14 protein-coding genes are annotated in these 17,316 nt (G+C 65.0%); 4 read left to right on the forward strand and 10 right to left on the reverse strand.

Annotation, left to right across the window (positions count from 1 at the left end; translation table 11 throughout):
* Positions 1-1,041, reverse strand: a complete 1,041-nt coding sequence (locus NLR35_RS09430; protein ID WP_257166291.1) for a branched-chain amino acid ABC transporter permease — start codon at positions 1,039-1,041, stop codon at positions 1-3.
* A gap of 192 nt (positions 1,042-1,233) precedes the next feature.
* On the opposite strand from NLR35_RS09430, the gene NLR35_RS09435 reads away from it, so the two are divergent.
* Entirely contained in the window at positions 1,234-1,740 is a 507-nt protein-coding gene (locus NLR35_RS09435; RefSeq protein WP_257166292.1) for a MarR family winged helix-turn-helix transcriptional regulator, read from the forward strand.
* A gap of 18 nt (positions 1,741-1,758) precedes the next feature.
* On the opposite strand, the gene NLR35_RS09440 is transcribed toward NLR35_RS09435, so the two are convergent.
* From NLR35_RS09440 to NLR35_RS09480, 9 genes are all read right to left on the reverse strand, one after another.
* Positions 1,759-3,039, reverse strand: coding sequence for a glycerate kinase (locus NLR35_RS09440; RefSeq protein ID WP_257166293.1), 1,281 nt, complete (start codon positions 3,037-3,039; stop codon positions 1,759-1,761).
* A gap of 28 nt (positions 3,040-3,067) precedes the next feature.
* A complete protein-coding gene (locus tag NLR35_RS09445) occupies positions 3,068-4,294 on the reverse strand; it encodes an ABC transporter substrate-binding protein (RefSeq protein WP_257166294.1) in 1,227 nt (408 codons plus the stop codon).
* 245 nt (positions 4,295-4,539) lie between these two features.
* Positions 4,540-5,763 carry an ABC transporter substrate-binding protein gene (locus NLR35_RS09450; RefSeq protein ID WP_257166295.1) on the reverse strand — a complete coding sequence of 408 codons (1,224 nt, stop codon included), beginning with the start codon at positions 5,761-5,763 and terminating at the stop codon, positions 4,540-4,542.
* A 355-nt stretch (positions 5,764-6,118) separates the two neighbouring features.
* On the reverse strand, positions 6,119-7,342 hold the full coding sequence (locus NLR35_RS09455) for an ABC transporter substrate-binding protein (RefSeq protein ID WP_257166296.1): 1,224 nt from the start codon (positions 7,340-7,342) through the stop codon (positions 6,119-6,121).
* A gap of 12 nt (positions 7,343-7,354) precedes the next feature.
* Entirely contained in the window at positions 7,355-8,371 is a 1,017-nt protein-coding gene (locus NLR35_RS09460) for a branched-chain amino acid ABC transporter permease (protein WP_257166297.1), read from the reverse strand.
* Between the two features lie 2 nt (positions 8,372-8,373).
* Positions 8,374-9,252 (reverse strand): branched-chain amino acid ABC transporter permease, encoded by an 879-nt coding sequence (locus NLR35_RS09465; RefSeq protein WP_008965221.1) that lies wholly within the window; start codon positions 9,250-9,252, stop codon positions 8,374-8,376.
* Between the two features lie 13 nt (positions 9,253-9,265).
* Positions 9,266-9,979 (reverse strand): ABC transporter ATP-binding protein, encoded by a 714-nt coding sequence (locus NLR35_RS09470; protein WP_257166298.1) that lies wholly within the window; start codon positions 9,977-9,979, stop codon positions 9,266-9,268.
* Entirely contained in the window at positions 9,976-10,773 is a 798-nt protein-coding gene (locus NLR35_RS09475) for an ABC transporter ATP-binding protein (protein ID WP_257166299.1), read from the reverse strand. The genes NLR35_RS09470 and NLR35_RS09475 overlap by 4 nt, the downstream gene beginning before the upstream one ends.
* Before the next feature lie 69 nt (positions 10,774-10,842).
* A complete protein-coding gene (locus NLR35_RS09480) occupies positions 10,843-11,739 on the reverse strand; it encodes an IclR family transcriptional regulator (RefSeq protein WP_257166300.1) in 897 nt (298 codons plus the stop codon).
* A gap of 212 nt (positions 11,740-11,951) precedes the next feature.
* On the opposite strand from NLR35_RS09480, the gene NLR35_RS09485 reads away from it, so the two are divergent.
* The 3 genes from NLR35_RS09485 to NLR35_RS09495 all read left to right on the forward strand — a co-directional run bounded on the left by NLR35_RS09485 (position 11,952) and on the right by NLR35_RS09495 (position 17,096).
* Positions 11,952-14,045 carry a 3-hydroxyacyl-CoA dehydrogenase NAD-binding domain-containing protein gene (locus tag NLR35_RS09485; RefSeq protein WP_257166301.1) on the forward strand — a complete coding sequence of 698 codons (2,094 nt, stop codon included), beginning with the start codon at positions 11,952-11,954 and terminating at the stop codon, positions 14,043-14,045.
* 178 nt (positions 14,046-14,223) lie between these two features.
* Positions 14,224-15,888 (forward strand): dicarboxylate--CoA ligase PimA, encoded by a 1,665-nt coding sequence (gene pimA / locus NLR35_RS09490; RefSeq protein WP_257166302.1) that lies wholly within the window; start codon positions 14,224-14,226, stop codon positions 15,886-15,888.
* A gap of 20 nt (positions 15,889-15,908) precedes the next feature.
* Positions 15,909-17,096: an acetyl-CoA C-acyltransferase gene (locus NLR35_RS09495; protein ID WP_257166303.1), complete on the forward strand. Its 1,188-nt coding sequence runs from the start codon at positions 15,909-15,911 to the stop codon at positions 17,094-17,096.
* The last annotated feature ends 220 nt before the right edge of the window (positions 17,097-17,316 follow it).

Consider the following 17,316-nt stretch of genomic DNA (forward strand, 5'->3'; position numbering starts at 1 on the left):
TCAATCCTTCTCTTCTTCGACCGCGGGCGCGGCGAGCGAACGCAGCAGCAGGACCGGGATCAGCAGCGTGAAGACGATGACTTCCTTGAAGTTCGAGGCATAGAACGAGGAGAACGCCTCGACGATGCCGACGACCAGCGCGGCGACGGCAGTCAGCGGGTAGCTGATCAGGCCGCCGATGATCGCGGCGATGAAGCCTTTCAGGCCGATCAGGAAGCCGGTGTCGTAATAGAGCGTCGTGATCGGCACGATCAGGATGCCGGAGAGCGCACCGATGGTCGAGGCGAGCAGGAACGCGATCTGGCCGGACAGCGTGGTGCGGATACCGACGAGACGGGCGCCGAGCCGGTTGACGGCGGTGGCGCGCAGCGCCTTGCCGTACAAGGTCAGGCCGAAGAACAGCCAGAGGCCGACGATGAAGGCGATGGTGATGCCATAGACCGCCATGCCCTGGCCGGTGAAGCGCAGCGAGCCGAGCGTTGCAGTGGCAGTCAGCAGGGTCGGGCCGCGCTGGCCCTCGGCGCCGAAGAACAACAGGCCGAGGCCTTGCATCGCCAGGTGAACGCCGACCGAGGCGATCAGCAGCACCAGCACCGAGGTGTGGGCGAGCGGCTGGAACACGATGCGGTACAGCGACAGGCCGATGCTCGCGACGATCAGCAGCGACAGCGCCAGGCTCACGCCGGCCGGCATGCGCTGGTCGGCCGCCCACATGCTCACCAGCAGGACGACGACCGGGAAGGCGACGTGAAGAGCGAAGGCACGCGCGACCTTCGGCACGTGCAGCGTCTTGCGCATCGCATAGAGGTCGAAGGCAAAGGCCACGAGTCCGATGACGACCGCAAGCTTCGCGGTGCCCGGCATGCGGCCGGCGGCGAGCGAGGCGTAGGTGAGGGCGCCATAGGTGACGAATTCGCCCTGCGGGATCAGGATCACCCGGGTGACGGCAAATACCAGCACCAGCGCCAGCCCGAGCAGGGCGTAGATCGCGCCGTTGGTAATGCCGTCCTGCAACAGGAACAGCAAGATCGTTGTGTTCAAGACAGGACGCTCCCCCTCTGTGGTGACCGCATGCCGTGGGGTGCCTTGCGCCCGCGGCTGGTCGGAGCAGTTGAATGGCTGCCCGTGTTTGATATAGTGGATAACAATTATCGATTATAATCTCAAGGCCGCTGTTCCGGCTGCGGCATTCGAGACCAGGGATGGAAGCAAAGATGAATTTGGCGGATCGTGATGTCCGATAGCGCCAGGCCCGTCAGCAAGCGGGACAGCCGCAAGGAAGCTGCCGTAGCCGCCGAGGAGACGCAAGCGGTCCAGCTCGGCGAGCTCTCCGATCTGCTCGGCTATGTGCTGAAACGGGCGCAGTTGAAGGTGTTCGAGGACTTCCTGCGCTGCGTCGCACCCTTGCAGCTGACGCCGGCGCAGTTTTCCGTGCTGCTGCTGCTCGATGCCAATCCCGGCCGCAACCAGACCGAGATCGCCAATACGCTCGGCATCCTCCGGCCCAATTTCGTGTCCCTGCTGGACAGCCTGGAGAGCCGCGATCTCTGCACCCGGGTCCGCTCGGCCAATGACCGACGTTCGCACATCCTGCTGCTGACGGAGAAGGGCAAGAGCGTGCTCGCCCGCGCCAAGAAGCTGGTGGTCTCCAAGCACGAGGCGCGGCTGAACGAGCTGCTGGGCCCCGACGGCCGTGACACGCTGCTCGCGATGCTGACCAAGATCGCGGAGGAGTTTTGAAGGCGCGCGGGCGCGCCCTCAATCGACGAGGATGACCCTGACGTCGTTGACGTTTGTCAGCGTGGGCCCGGTCTGCAGCAGGCCGCCGGTGGCGGCGAAGAAGGCGGTGGCGTCGTTGTTGGCGAGATAGGCCTGCGGGTCCAGCTTCTGCGCCCGCATCGCCGCGATGACTTCGGCATCGACCAGCGCGCCGGCGGGATCGGAAGCGCTGCCGCCGCCGCCATCGGCACCGTCGGTGTCGCCGGCGAGCGCCGCGACGCTGTCCATGTCCTTCAGCAGGTCGGCGAGCGCCAGCGCATATTCCTGGTTCGGCCCGCCGCGGCCGTGGCCGCGCACGGTCACCGTGAGCTCGCCGCCCGAGATGATCGCCATGCGGCGGCCGAGCGAACGGGCCTCCCGCGCCAGCTTGGCATGATCGGCGGCGACCTCGCGGGCCTCGCCCTCGAGATCGGCACCGAGGTCGAGCACATCGTAGCCGGCCGCCTTGACGGCGGCCACAGCCGCTTCGAGCGAGCTCGCGGGGCGCGCGATCAACTCGAACGAGGCGCGGGCGAAGGCCGGGTCGCCAGGCTTGCAGCTCTCATTGGCGGGATCTTCGAGCGCACGAGCAATCGCCGGGTCGACCTCCAGCCTGTATTTCGCGACGATCGCGCGGGCGTCCGCCAGCGTGGTCGGATCCGGCACCGTCGGTCCGGAGGCGATGGCCGAGGGATCGTCGTGCGGCACGTCGGAGATCGCGAGCGTCACGATCTCGGCCTTATGCCCGGCACGGGCCAGCCGGCCGCCCTTGATCCGCGACAGATGCTTGCGGACGATGTTCATCTCGCCGATCGGCGCGCCCGAGCGGAGCAGCGCCCGGGTCAGCTGCTGCTTCTGCGCGAAGCTGACGCCGTTCGCCGGCGCCACCCAGTTGGCCGAGCCGCCGCCGGAGATCAGCACCAGCATGAGGTCGTCGGCCTCGGCCGCCGCGGCAAGCTGCAGCGTGTCGTCCGCGGCCTTCAGCCCGGCTTCGTCGGGCATCGGATGGCCGGCTTCGATGACCTTGACCCGGCGGGTCGGCACGCCGTGGCCGTGGCGGGTGGTTGCGATGCCGACGAATTTCGCGGAATCGAACGCGAGCGTGTCGAGATAGTGGCGCTCGGCGGCGACCGCCATTGCCGCGGCGCCCTTGCCGGCGGCGAGGCAGATGATCCGGCCCTTCGGAGCGGCCGGCAGAAAGGCCGGCAGCACCACGTCGGGATGCGCCGCGGCGACCGCGGCGTCGAAGATGGCGCGCAACAGCGGACGGCGGCTGCTCATGCGGCGCCGCCCGCGATGGTGCGGCGGCTTACTTCAGCTCGCCGCTCATGACCTCGCCGAACAGCTGCCAGCGCTCGCCCTTGAACTGCATCAGCTGCAGCTGCTCGATCGGCTGGAAATCGTCGGGGCCCGTGGTCAGCGTGACGCCGGGCAGCAGCCCGCCTTGCGCAAACTGCTTCAGGCTTGCCGCCTGCTTCATGACATTCGCGCGAGTCAATTCGTCGCCGCATCGCTTGAGCACCTCGACCATCGTGGTGGCGATGTTGTAGCCGGTGAGCGCCGAGGAATCCACGGGGTTGATTTCCGGCAGGTATTTGGCGAGCAGCTCGCGGAACGCGCCGAGGCCGGGGTCATTGGCCCACTGCGGATCCGAGGCATCCTTGGCATAGGCGGCCGAGATCACGCCCTGCGAGTTCTCGACGCCCGCCGGCCGCATCACCGCCGCGGTCGAGGCGCTGACATTCGAGATGATGGTGAGCGGCTTCCAGCTCATCTCGCCGAGCTTCTTGATCGCCTGCGCGCCCGATTTCGGCGTCGTGAACAGGATGACGACGTCGGGATTGGCCGACTTCATCTTGACGATGTGCGACTCCACCGTCGGCTCGGCGATCTCATAGCTTTCCTCCAGCACCACGCGTGAGGCCTCGCTGCCGAGACCGTCCTTGAGGCCCTTCAGATAGTCCTTGCCCATGTCATCGTTCTGGTAGAGCACCGCGATCTTGCCGGTCGGCTGCTGCGCCGTGAGATACTTCGCATAGATGCGGGCTTCCGACTGATAGCTCGGCAGCCAGCCCATCGTCCATGGATTGGTCTTCGGCTCGTTCCATTTGGTGGCGCCGGTCGCGACGAACAGCTGCGGCACCTTCTTGGCGTTCATGTATTTCTGGATCGCGGTGTTCGGCGCCGTGCCGAGCACGCCGAACAGGAACAGCACCTCGTCGCTCTCGACCAGTTTGCGGGCCTGCTCGACCGTCTTCGGCGGCGAATAGGCGTCGTCATAGGAGATGAAGTTGATCTTGCGGCCGTTGATGCCGCCCTCGTCATTGACCTTCTTGAACACCGCCGACATCGCCTTGCCGACCGAGCCATAGGCCGAGGCCGGGCCGCTATAGGGCACGATGTTGCCGATCCTGATCTCGGTGTCGCTGGCGCCGGTGTCGTATTTCTTATCGGCGCAGGCGCTGCCGGCGGCGGCGCCGACGAGCGCGAGGCCGAGGAGGCCGGAGAGCGTGCGGCGGGTGAGGGCAGTGGTCACGTGAGAGACTCCTTCGCGGCCTTGGAGCTTGGCCTTGTTGTTGGATCCGCCCGCAGCGCGGGCGACTCGTTTCACTCCGAAGGACGTCCCATAGCCCAGCCGTGCGCGCGGTGTAACCGCCGCCGCTGCATGACCGCCGTTCCGCCAACTCCTAGCTTAAGAAATGGTGGGCAAAGAAAGCAGATGTTGTCGCAAAGACCCTCTCCTGCGGCGTGACGCCGCAGGAGAGTTGTGAGTTCGTCGTTTCAGCCGCCGACATCTGCGGAGATGACGTCGCCGAACAGTTCCCATCTGTCGCCCTTGAACCGCATCAGCTGCAGCTGGCTGACCGGAGCGAAATCGGTCGCCGATGTGTTGATGCTGATGCCGGGCAGCAGCATCTCGGTGCGGAAGTCGCGCAAGGACGCCGCCTGCTTCATGACGTTTGCCCGCGTGAGGTCGTCGCCGCACTGCTTCAGCACCTGCACCAGGGTCTGGGCCACGCCGTAGCCGACCACGGTCCCGCCGTCGAGCTTGTCCCCTTCGGGGAAGTCCTTGGCCATGAAGTCCAGGAACTGCTTCATCCCTGCGTCGTCCTTCCATTGTGGATCGGAAACGTCCTTCAGATAGGCCGCCGAGATGATGTCCTGCGAGTTCTCATAACCTGCGGGCTTCAGCACGCTGCCGACGGACGCAGAGACGTTGTTGAGGAGGTGCAGCGCCTTCCAGTCGATCTCCTTGACCTTCTTGATTGCCTGGGCCGCGAATTTCGGCGTCGTGATGTTCATGAAGACATCGGCGCCGGTAGACTTCAGCTTGACGATGTGGCTGTCGATCGTCGGCTCGGTCGTCTCGTAGCTTTCCTCCATGATGATCATGTTGGCGGCCTTGGCGCCGAGCCCGTCCTTGAGGCCTTTCAGGTAATCCTTGCCGTAGTCGTCGTTCTGATACAGCACGGCGATCTTGGCGTCGGGCTTCTCCCTCAGGAGATATTTGGCGTAGATCCGCGACTCCGCCTGGTAGCTCGGCTGCCAGCCCATGGTCCACGGGAAGTTGGACGGATCGTTCCATTTGGTGGCGCCGGTGGCCACGAACAGCTGCGGCACCTTCTTGGCGTTCATGTATTTCTGAATCGCGGTATTCGACGGCGTGCCGAGCGAGTTGAAGATCAGCAGCACCTCGTCGCTCTCGACCAGCTTGCGCGCCTGCTCGACGGCCTTGGGCGGCGAGTAGGCATCGTCATAGGAAATGTAGTTGATCTTGCGGCCGTTGATGCCGCCTTCCGCATTGATCTTCTTGAAATAGGCGGCTTCCGTCTTGCCGATGATGCCATAGGCCGAGGCAGGCCCGCTATACGGCATGATGTTGCCGATTTTGATTTCGGTGTCGGAGGCTCCGGTGTCGTATTTCTTGTCGGCGGCGAATGCGCCTGACGAGGCGAGGGCGATGGCGGCGACCGAGGCGAGCGCTGTTCTGCGCGTGATCATCATTGTGCGTATCTCCCGTGTTGGTTCTGGATGACGTGTCGCGGCTTCCTTCTCGGAGGCTCTTGTTAGAACCAGAACTATAGCAGAGCCCGCGCGGCTTAGTTGCGACATCACGGCACGGGCCGTGTTTTCGCGGTTCGCAAGTGCGGCCGCCTTCCTGTGCGGCTGCGAGATGTCAGCGCAATCTCGACGGGTGCGTGCTGTGCGATAACAGCTAGAGATCAATGCTGTGGTGTCCGTTCACCGCGTCCGGCAGATGCAGCCTCGAAATGAAAAAGCCCTCCGCGCTGATAGCACGGAGGGCCAGTGAAGATCGGCACCGCTTTCTGCGGCGGTGCGCGATGTCTCGTGTCGTCGGTTACTCGACGGCGCCGCTGATCGCCTCGCCGAACAGCTCCCACTTCTCGCCCTTGAACCGCATCATCTGCAGCTGCTCGATCGGAGCGAAGTCGGTGGCGGAGGTGTTGATCTTGACGCCCGGCAGCAGCGTGTCCGGCGCAAAATCCTTCAGGCTCGCGGCCTGCTTCATGACGTTGGCGCGGGTGAGATCGTCACCACACATCTGCAGCACCTTCACCAGCGTCTGCGCCGCGCCGTAGCCATAGACGGTCGAGCTGTCGAGCTTGTTGGCGTCAGGAGCATACTGCGCGAGGAAGTCGAAGAACTTCTTCATGCCGGGATCATTGTCCCACTGCGCGTCCGCCGCGTCCTTGGCGTAAGCGGCCGAGAGAATTCCTTGCGAGTTCTCGAAGCCGGCCGGCTTGATCACGCTGCCGACCGACGCCGAGACGTTGACGACCAGATGGGTCGGATGCCAGTCGATCTCGGCGAGCTTCTTGATCGCCTGGGCCGCGAATTTCGGCGTCGTGACGCTGAAGAACACGTCGGCGCCGGAGGCCTTCAGCTTGACGATGTGGCCGTCGATCGAGGGCTCGGAGGTCTCGTAGCTTTCCTCCATCACGATCATCGAGGCGGCCTTGTCGCCGAGGCCGTCCTTGAGGCCCTTCAGATAATCCTTGCCGAAATCGTCGTTCTGGAACAGCACGCCGACCTTGGCGCCCGGCTTCTCCTTCAACAGGTACTTCGCATAGATCCGGCCCTCGCTCTGGTAGCTCGGCTGCCAGCCCATGGTCCACGGGAAGTTCTTCGGATCGTTCCACTTGGTGGCGCCGGTCGCGACGAACAGCTGCGGGATCTTCTTGCCGTTGAGGTATTTCTGGATCGCCGAGTTCGACGGCGTGCCGAGCGGGTTGAAGACGAACAGCACCTCGTCGCTCTCGACCAGCTTGCGCACCTGCTCGACCGCCTTCGGCGGCGAATAGGCGTCGTCATAGGTGACGAAGTTGATCTTGCGGCCGTTGATGCCGCCCTCGGCGTTGATCTTCTTGAAATACGCCTCCTCGGTCTTGCCGATCACCCCGTAGGCGGACGCGGGTCCGCTATAGGGCATGATGTTGCCGATCTTGATCTCGGTATCGGATGCGCCGGTGTCGTATTTCTTCTGGGCGAATGCTGCGCCCGAGGTGAGGGCGACGATCGCCGTCGCGAGGGCGGCGATCCGGAGTTGTTGAGCGACCTGCAAGAGAGTTCCTCCTTAGTTCTTTCTGAGTTTGCCGAGCAGCTGCTGCGCCACCATCGCCACCTGCCGCGAGCCGTGCGGCACGAGGAAGATGACGAGGAACAGCAGCACGCCGAACACCGCGCCGGACAGGCCCTTGGAGATGCCTTCGGCGATGTTGGGAACGAAGATGATGAAGGCGGCGCCGACGAACGAGCCGGGCAGCCAGCCGACGCCGCCGACCACCATGCCGAGGAACAGCGAGATCGCGAGCACGATCGTGTAGCTGTCCGGCGCCACGAACTGCACAGCGATTGCGCCGAGCCCGCCGGCGACGCCCGTGATCCCCGCGCTGACGCCGAACGCCAGCGTCTTATAAGTTGCGACGTCGATGCCCATGGCGGAGGCGGCGATCTCGTTGTCGCGGATCGCCATGAACGCCCGGCCGGAGCGAGAGCGCAACAGGTTCACCGAGAAAATGTAGATCGCGATCGTGATCGCCAGGGTGAAGTAGTAGAGCCACATGTCCTGCGACATCGGCAGGCCGAACGGCGCGTCCGGCTTGGTGACGACCAGGCCCTGCACGCCGCCGGTCCATTGCTCGAAGAAGCCGAGCTTGAGGATCTGCGGCATGGCGGTGGCGAGCGCGAAGGTCGCCAGCGCCAGATAGACGCCGGACAGCCGCAGCGCCGGCTGCCCGAACAGGAAGCCGAAGCCGAAGCAGATGACGCCGGCGACGGGCAGCGTCAGCGCGTAGTTGATGTTGTACTGCTCCATCAGGATCGCGGACGTATAGGCGCCGACGGCGTAGAACGCGCTCTGCCCGAGCGAGAACTGCCCGGAACCGCCGGTCAGGATGTTCAGCGCCAGAACGGCGAGGCCGTAGATCAGCAGCATCGTCATCTGGAAGATGATGAAGTTCTTGACGAACAGCGGGACCACCAGAAGCAGAAGCACGACGACGAAAGTGGTGCCGGAGCTCAGGGTCATCGCCCGCTTCGGAACGGCCTCGACCGCGGGCGCCTGGGATGCGATTTCCTCGACTGCGCTCATGATCAGACTCGCTTCACGATGTTGCGGCCGAACAGGCCGGCGGGTTTGATGACCAGGACGGAGATGATGAGGGCCAGCGCAATCGGCAGCTTCATCTCATTGCCCACATGCGGGATGTAGGTGCCGGCGAGATTCTCGAAGATGCCGACCAGGAAGCCGCCGAGCACCGCGCCGAACGGGCTGGTGAGACCGCCGAGCACCGCGGCGGCAAAGCCGTAGATCAGCACGCCGCCCATCATGTTGGGCTCGAGGAAGACGACCGGCGCGATCAGCATGCCGGCGATCGAGCCGATCGCCGCCGCCATGCCCCAGCCGAGTGCGATCATCCAGGACGTGTTGATGCCGACCAGCCGTGCCGACTCCGGCAAGGCTGCGGCTGCGCGCATCGCCAGGCCGACCCGGGTGTACTGGAAGAAGAAGTACAGGCCGACCAGGAGCAGCAGGGTGATGCCGATCATGCCCGCCTGATGGGTGGAGATCAGCTGGCTGCCGAGGAACGGCGAGGAGCCGAACGGCGTCGGATACTGCTTGATGGTGAAGTCCCAGATCAGTCCGGCGCAGGAGTTGATGATCGAGAACAGCGCGATGAAGCCGGCGACCTGGGTGAGGATCGGCGCCTTGGTCAGCGGCTTGAACAGCACGCGCTCGATGGCGATGCCGCCGATGAAGGAGAAGATCAGCGTGGCGATGAAGGCGGCCCAATAGGGCAGGCCCCATTGCATCAGTTGCCAGGAGATGAAGGTCGAGAACATCGCCATCTCGCCTTGCGCGAAGTTGAGATGGTCGATGGCCTGGTAGATCATCACGACGGCGAGCGCCATGCAGGCGTAGATCGCGCCCGTCGCGATTCCGGCCAGGACCTGGTTGGTGAAGAGTTCCATTGTCCCGACTCCGTCAGTAGCCCAGATAGGATTTGCGGACGTTCTCGTCGTTCGCGATGTCCTTTGCGACACCCGACATGACGATACGGCCGGTCTCGATGACGTAGGCCTGGTCGGCGAGCTCCAGCGCCAGCTGCGCATTCTGCTCGACGACGAGGATCGACACCTTTTCCTCGCGATTGATCTTGCCGAGGATTCCGAAGAGGTCGCGCACCACGAGCGGCGCCAGACCGAATGACGGCTCGTCGAGCAGCATCAGCCGGGGGCGCAGCATCAGCGCGCGGGCGACCGCCAGCATCTGCTGCTCGCCGCCCGAGAGTGTGCCGGCCTGCTGGGTGTGGCGCTCCTTGAGCTTCGGGAAGTAGGAGTACATCCGCTCGATGTCGGTGACGATGGCCGCCTTGTCGTTGCGGGTGATGGCGCCGAGCTGCAGGTTCTCCTCCACCGTCATGTTGGTGAAGGTGCCGCGGCCCTGCGGAACGTGGGCAATGCCATAACGGACGATGCTCTCGGTCGACTTGTTGTTGAGCGGCTTGCCCTCGAACTCGATCGCACCTGTCGAGCGCACCATGTTGCAGATCGCGCGCAGAGTGGTGGTCTTGCCGGCGCCGTTGGCGCCGAGCAGGGTCGTCAGCGAGCCCTCGTTGAGCGAGAAGGAGAGGCCGTGCAGGGCCTGGACCTGGCCGTAATACGCCCTGAGATCCTTGACGTTGAGAAGCGCCGTCATTGATCCTTGCTCCCGAGATAGGCCTTGATGACGTCGGGATCGGCCTGCACCTGGGCCGGCGTGCCCTCGGCGAGCTTGCGACCGAAATTCAGCGCCACGACGTGATCGGCGATCGACATGACAAGGCCCATGTGATGCTCGACCAGCAGCACGGTGACGTGGCGATCGTCGCGGATGCGGCGGATCAGGTCGCCGAGCACATAGACCTCTTCGTGGTTGAGGCCGCCGGCGGGCTCGTCGAGCAGCAGGATCTTCGGATCGGCGGCCAGCGCGCGCGCCAACTCGACGCGCTTCTGCGTGCCGAAGGGCAGGCCGGACACGGCCTTGTGCGCGACCTCCTCGAGATTGAGATAGGCGAGGATCTCGTGAACCTTGGTGTTCACGGATTTCTCGCTGCGCCTGATCCACGCGAGCCGCAGCGAGTCCGAGATGATGTCGCTCGAAGTCCGCGCATGCGTGCCGACGCGGACGTTGTCGAGCACGGAGAGGTTCGGGAACAGCGCGACGTTCTGAAACGTACGGCCGATGCCGATCTCGGCGATGCGATGCGGCGGCCGCGTCAGGATGCTGCAGCCTTCCATCAGGATGTCGCCGGCGCTCGGTTGGTATAGTCGGCTGAGGCAGTTGAACAGCGTCGTCTTGCCGGCGCCGTTCGGACCGATGAGGCCGAGGATCTGGCCCTGCTGCATGTCGAACGACACGCCGTTCAGCGCCACGATGCCGCCGAACACCACGCTGACGTCGCGGACCGCGAGCAGCGGGTCGTTGGTGGGGGCGAGTTGTGCCTGCGTCATCTCGTCTCGCCCCTCCCAACATTGCTCAGGAACGGGCGCGGCGCCAGCCGGACGTGACGATGATGCAGGCTATCTGATACCCTCGGCAACACGGGCAACTTTTCCTCCTGGCTTCGGCTTTTTATTGAGGTCTTTGTGAGACGAATTGTTCGTATGAACATTCGTCTGATTAGTTTGCGGCGCGAGTCCGCCAAGCGCCGCTTCGATTTTTCTTACCATCGCCACGAGGCGAGGTCCAATGTCGGTGAGCAGACGCTCTTCCGTGAAGCGGAATGCGGGCGCGCCGCAATTGATCGCGTAGGGACCCGTTCCATCGTTGAGCCTCAGCGCCGCGCCGACGGCGTGAACGTCGTCCTGCCACTCGCCCGCCGAGATCGTGAAGCCGTGCCTGGCGACGGTCTCGCCGGCGCGCTCGATGCCGTCGCGGATCTTCGGCCAGCGGTTGCCGTAATGCTCGCGCATCTCGCGCATGAGCGCGGTGCGCTCCTCCTCGGGCAGGGCCCAGAGATAGGCGCGGCCCATCGCCGTGGTCGCGATCGGAATCCGCGAGCCGACGTCGAGCTCGACATTCACGACGCCGTGCCGGCTCTGGCCGATATAGATCATGCTGAGGCGGTCGCGGCCGCCGATCGCCACCGCGCCGCCGGTCTCGCGCATCAATTGCTCGCGGAACGGCTCGGAGAGCTGGCGCACGCCGAGATTGGCGAGCGCGGCATAGCCGAGCAGCAGCGCGGAAGGCGCCAGCTGGTACTTCTCGAAGCGAGGAACCGGGGTGAGATAGCCGAGCTTGGTCAGCGTATAGGTCAGGCGCGACACCGTGGCCTTGGGCAGATTGGTACGCGCCGCGATCTCCTGGTTTCCCAAGAGGCCGTCATTGGGCCGGAAAGCCCTGAGCACTTCGAGGCCGCGTGACAGCGCAACCACGAAGTTGCGATCGGTCGCAGCTTTCTTCCCTGGGCGTTTCATGTCATCGGCTGTTGATTGATGAGCCTCGTTGACAACGCTCGTGCTTCAAAATAACCCTGGCTGTCAAGATGTGGAATTACGTTTCGCACTGCGGAATTGAAGTTCGGCAGCGAGTAGACGCAAGCAAGGCTGATACTCTGCGCAAATGAAGGTCCAAGAATTGGCTGGTGCGTTAACTGGCCGCAAAGAAACGACATCCAAGGAGCTTACGCGTGAGCGAAGTGGCAAAGCTTGATCGTCATGACATCATCGGCATCGTCACCATCGACAGCCCGCCGGTCAATGCGCTGAGTGCCGCAGTTCGCGGCGGCATCCTCGACAACGTCAAGGCGGCGATCGACGACCCCGCGATCAAGGCCATCGTGCTCACCTGTGGCGGCCGCACCTTCATCGCCGGCGCTGACATCACCGAGTTCGGCAAGCCGCCGAAGCCGCCGGCGCTCAACGATGTCCTGAGCACGATCGAGAACAGCCCGAAGCCGGTGATCGCCGCGATCCACGGCACGGCGCTTGGTGGTGGCCTCGAAGTGGCGCTGGCCTGTCATTACCGTGTCGCGACCAAGGACTCGAAGCTTGGTCTGCCCGAGGTGAAGCTCGGCCTGCTGCCGGGCGCGGGCGGAACGCAGCGTCTGCCGCGCGCGGTCGGGCCTGAGCTCGCGGTCAAGATGATCGTCGGCGGTGATCCGATCGGTGCGGCCGAGGCGCTCAAGGCCGGCCTGGTCGAGGAGATCGTCGAAGGCCCGGCGTCGGGCGGCGTGGAGTTCGCGCGCAAGGTGGTGGCGGAGAACCGTCCGCTGCGAAAGCTGCGCGATGACGAGTCGAAGATTGCGGCGGCCAAGGCCGATCGTTCGATCTTCACCAATGCGGTGGCCGCGATCACCAAGAAGTCGCGCGGCCTGGAAGCGCCGTTCGCTGCGGCCGACGCCGTCGGCTATGCGATCGACCTGCCGTTCGACGAGGGCTTGAAGCGTGAGCGCGAGGGCTTCCTCAAGCTGGTCGCCAGCGACCAGTCGAAGGCGCAGCGCTACGCCTTCTTCGCCGAGCGTGAGGCCGCCAAGATTGCGGGCGTGCCCGAGGGCACCAAGGGCCGCAAGGTCGAGCGCGTGGCCATCATCGGCGCCGGCACAATGGGTGGCGGCATCGCGATGTCGTTCGCCAATGCCGGTGTCCCCGTCACGCTGATCGAGACTGCCGAGGAGCAGCTCAAGCGCGGCATGGGAATCATGCAGAAGAACTGGGAGGCGACGGCCGCGCGCGGCGGTATCCCTGCTGATGCGCCGGCCAAGCGCATGGCGCTGATCGACGGCAAGGTCGGGCTGGAGAACGTCAAGGACGCCGACCTCATCATCGAGGCGGTGTTCGAAACCATGGCCGTGAAGAAGGAAGTGTTCGGCAAGCTCGATCAATACGCCAAGCCGGGCGCGGTGCTCGCTTCCAACACCTCGTACCTGAACATCGATGCCATCGCTGCAGAGACCAGCCGTCCGCAGGACGTGCTCGGCATGCACTTCTTCTCGCCGGCCAACGTCATGAAGCTGTGCGAGATCGTACGCGCCGAGAAGACCGCGCCGGATGCGCTGGTGACCGCGGTGTCGATCGCGCGCAAGATCGCCAAGGTGCCGGCGGTGGTCGGCGTCTGCGACGGTTTCGTCGGCAACCGCATGCTGGCGCAGCGCGGCAAGCAGGCCGAGAAGCTGTTGTTCGAAGGCGCGCTGCCGCAGCAGGTCGATGCCGTCGTCACCAAGTTCGGCATGCCGATGGGCCCGTTTGCGATGGGCGACCTCGCCGGCCTCGACATCGGCTGGCGCTCGCGCAAGGACCGCGGCATCAAGAGCGAGATCGCGGACGCGCTGTGCGAGGCCGGCCGCTTCGGCCAGAAGACCGGCAAGGGTTACTACAAATACGAGGCCGGCTCGCGTTCGGCGCTGCCGGATCCGGATGTCGAGAAGCTGATCGACGAGACTCTCGCCAAGCTCGGCCTCAAGCGCCGCGCCGTCAGCGACGAGGAGATCCTCGAGCGCATGATGTATCCGATGATCAACGAGGGCGCGAAGATCCTCGCCGAAGGCATCGCGGCGCGTCCGTCGGATATCGACGTCGTCTGGCTCTACGGCTACGGCTGGCCGATCTATCGCGGCGGCCCGATGTACTGGGCCGACAGCGTCGGCCTGAAGCACATCGCCGAGCGGCTCGCGTACTATGCGAAGGAGACCAACGATCCGTCGCTGGAGCCGGCGCCGCTGCTCAAGCAGCTCGCCGACGAAGGCAAGACCTTCGCCTCACTGGCCCAGGGGAAGGCCGCTTGAGGCTTCGCTCCCGCTCCGCGCTCAACTGCGCCCCCCTCCCCCTTGCGGGGAGGGGTCGGGGGTGGGGGTCCACACCGGCAGTCTCGCCCGGAGCCACCCCCTTCCCTGACCCTCCCCCACAAGGGGGGAGGGTACGGAAGCAGCGGGGCTGTCTTACGCGAACGGAAGTCGAGCCTGCATGACCCATCCCGGCGAACAGTTCTATCCCGAAGGCGTCCGCTGGGACGCGCCGCTCGCAAGTGGCACGTTGCCGGATCTGCTGGCGAAGTCCGCAAACGATTTCGGCGATCGCCATGCCCTGGAATTCCGCGACCGTCCGATCAGCTTCAATGAGCTTGCCGGGCTCGTCGACCAGGCCGCCGCCGCCTTTCTCCGCGCTGGCTTCGGCAAGGGCGCCTCGATTGCTCTGTTCCTCGGCAATACGCCCGACCATCCGATCAACTTCTTCGGCGCGCTCAAAGCCGGCGCCCGCGTCGTGCATCTGTCGCCGCTCGATGGCGAGATCGCGCTGTCGCACAAGCTCAGCGATTCCGGCGCGCGCATCCTGGTGACGTCGAACCTCTCGGCGCTGCTGCCGATGGCGCTCAAGTTCCTGGCGAAGGGTCTGCTCGATCGTCTGATCGTCTGCGAGGATGATCATTGGGGCAAGGTCGGCACGCCGCAGACGGCGCTGCCCGACAATCCCGCCGTGATCACCCACCGCGCCTTCGTCGAGGGCGCCGCAGCGCCCGCGGTATGGCCCGCCATCTCGCCTGACGACATCGCGTTGCTGCAATACACCGGCGGCACCACCGGCCTGCCCAAGGGCGCGATGCTGACGCATGGCAATCTCACGTCAGCGGTCTCGATCATCGAGATCTGGGGCCGCGCCACACGGACCCAGCATGACGGTGGCGACCGCGTCATCTGCGTGCTGCCGTTGTTCCACATCTACGCGCTGAGCGTCGTGCTGCTGACCGCGCTGCGCATCGGCAGCCTGGTCTCGCTGCATCAACGCTTCGACGTCGAGGCTGTCATGCGCGACATCGAGGTGAAGCGCGCGACCTATTTCCCGGGCGTGCCGACGATGTGGATCGCGATCGCCAACCTGCCCGATCTCGACAAGCGCGATCTGTCGTCGCTGACCAGCGTCGGCTCCGGCGGCGCGCCGCTGCCGGTCGAGGTCGCGCGCATCCTCGAGCGCCGCGTCGGCATGAAGCTGAAGAGCGGCTGGGGCATGACCGAGACCTGCTCGCCCGGCACCAGCCATCCGAAGGAGGGGCCGGACAAGCCCGGCTCGATCGGTATCGCTCTGCCCGGCATCGAGATGGATGTCGTGTCGCTCGAAGATCCCGGCAAGGTGCTCGGCATCAATGAGGTCGGCGAGATCCGCGTCAAGGGACCGAACGTCACCAAGGGCTATTGGAACAGGCCCGAGGAGTCGGCGCAGTCCTTCGTCGGCGATCATTTCCTCACCGGCGACATCGGCTATGTCGACGCCGACGGCTTCTACTTCCTGGTCGACCGCAAGAAGGACATGATCATCTCCGGCGGCTTCAACGTCTATCCGCAGATGATCGAGCAGGCGATCTACACGCATCCTTCGGTACAGGAAGTCATCGTGATCGGCATTCCCGACACCTATCGCGGGGAGGCCGCCAAGGCCTTCATCAAGCTGCGCGACGGCTTCGCGCCGTTCCCGGTCGAGGAGCTCCGCACCTTCCTCACCGGCAAGCTCGGCAAGCACGAATTGCCGGCGGCGGTCGAGTTCGTCGACGAGCTGCCGCGCACGCCGGTCGGCAAATTATCGCGTCACGAATTGCGCCAGCAGCAGTCACCACCATCTCACAGCAAACAATCGTAACAAACAACAGGAGGTCGCCCATGACCGATGCCGTCATCGTTTCCACCGCCCGCACGCCGATCGGCAAGGCTTATCGCGGCGCGCTCAACGCCACCGGCGGCGCCACCTTGCTCGGCCATGCCATCGGCGAGGCCGTCAAGCGCGCCAAGATCGATCCGGCCGAGGTCGAAGACGTCGTGATGGGTGCGGCCCTGCAGCAGGGCTCGACCGGCGGCAACATCGCCCGCAAGGCGCTGCTGCGCGCCGGCCTGCCGGTGTCGGTCGGCGGCACCACGATCGACCGCCAGTGCGCCTCCGGCCTGCAGGCCATCGCGCTCGCGGCGCGCTCGGTGCTCTTCGACGGCGTCGAGATCGCGGTCGGCGGCGGCGGCGAGTCGATCTCGCTGGTCCAGAACGACAAGATGAACAGCTTCCAGGCCACCGACCCAGCGCTGCTCGAGATCAAGGGCGACGTCTACATGCCGATGATCGACACCGCCGAGATCGTCGCCAAGCGCTACGGCATCTCGCGCGAGCGCCAGGACGAATATGCGCTGGAGAGCCAGCGCCGCACCGCCGCCGCGCAGCAGGGCGGCAAGTTCAACGAGGAGCTGGCGCCGATCTCGACCAAGATGGCCGTCACCGACAAGGCCACCGGCAACATCTCGTTCAAGGACATCACCCTGTCGCAGGACGAGGGTCCGCGCCCGGAGACGACGGCTGAAGGTCTCGCCGGCTTGAAGGCTGTGCGCGGCGACGGCTTCTCGATCACCGCCGGCAATGCCAGCCAGCTGTCGGACGGCGCTTCGGCTTGCGTGATCATGAGCGATGCCAACGCCGCCAAGCGCGGCCTGCAGCCGCTCGGCATCTTCCGCGGCTTCGTCTCGCATGGCTGCGAGCCGGACGAGATGGGCATCGGCCCTGTCTTTGCTGTGCCGCGTCTGTTGAAGCGCCATGGCCTGTCGGTCGACGACATCGGCCTGTGGGAGCTGAACGAGGCGTTCGCGGTGCAGGTGCTGTATTGCCGCGACAAGCTCGGCATCGATCCGGACAAGATCAACGTCAATGGCGGCGCGATCTCGGTCGGCCATCCCTACGGCATGTCGGGCGCACGCCTTACCGGCCACGCGCTGATCGAGGGCCGCCGCCGCAAGGCCAAATACGCCGTCGTCACCATGTGCGTCGGCGGCGGCATGGGCGCCGCCGGCCTGTTCGAGGTGCTGCAGTAAGAAATAAGGCTGTCGTCCCGGGCGAGTTCGCCCGGGATTTCTAACAGGTGTCGTCCTGGACAAGCCCGCAAGCGCAACGCGCTTGCGGGCGCAGATCCGGGACCCATACCGCGTGATGTTGCTTGGGGCACCTTGGCAGACGCCTGCGACCCCAGCGTCAGCCGGTGGTTATGGGTCCCTGCTTTCGCAGGGACGACAGCGGAATGTGACGAAAAAATCG

The organism is Bradyrhizobium sp. SRS-191, assembly GCF_024586915.1.
Taxonomy (GTDB): domain Bacteria; phylum Pseudomonadota; class Alphaproteobacteria; order Rhizobiales; family Xanthobacteraceae; genus Bradyrhizobium.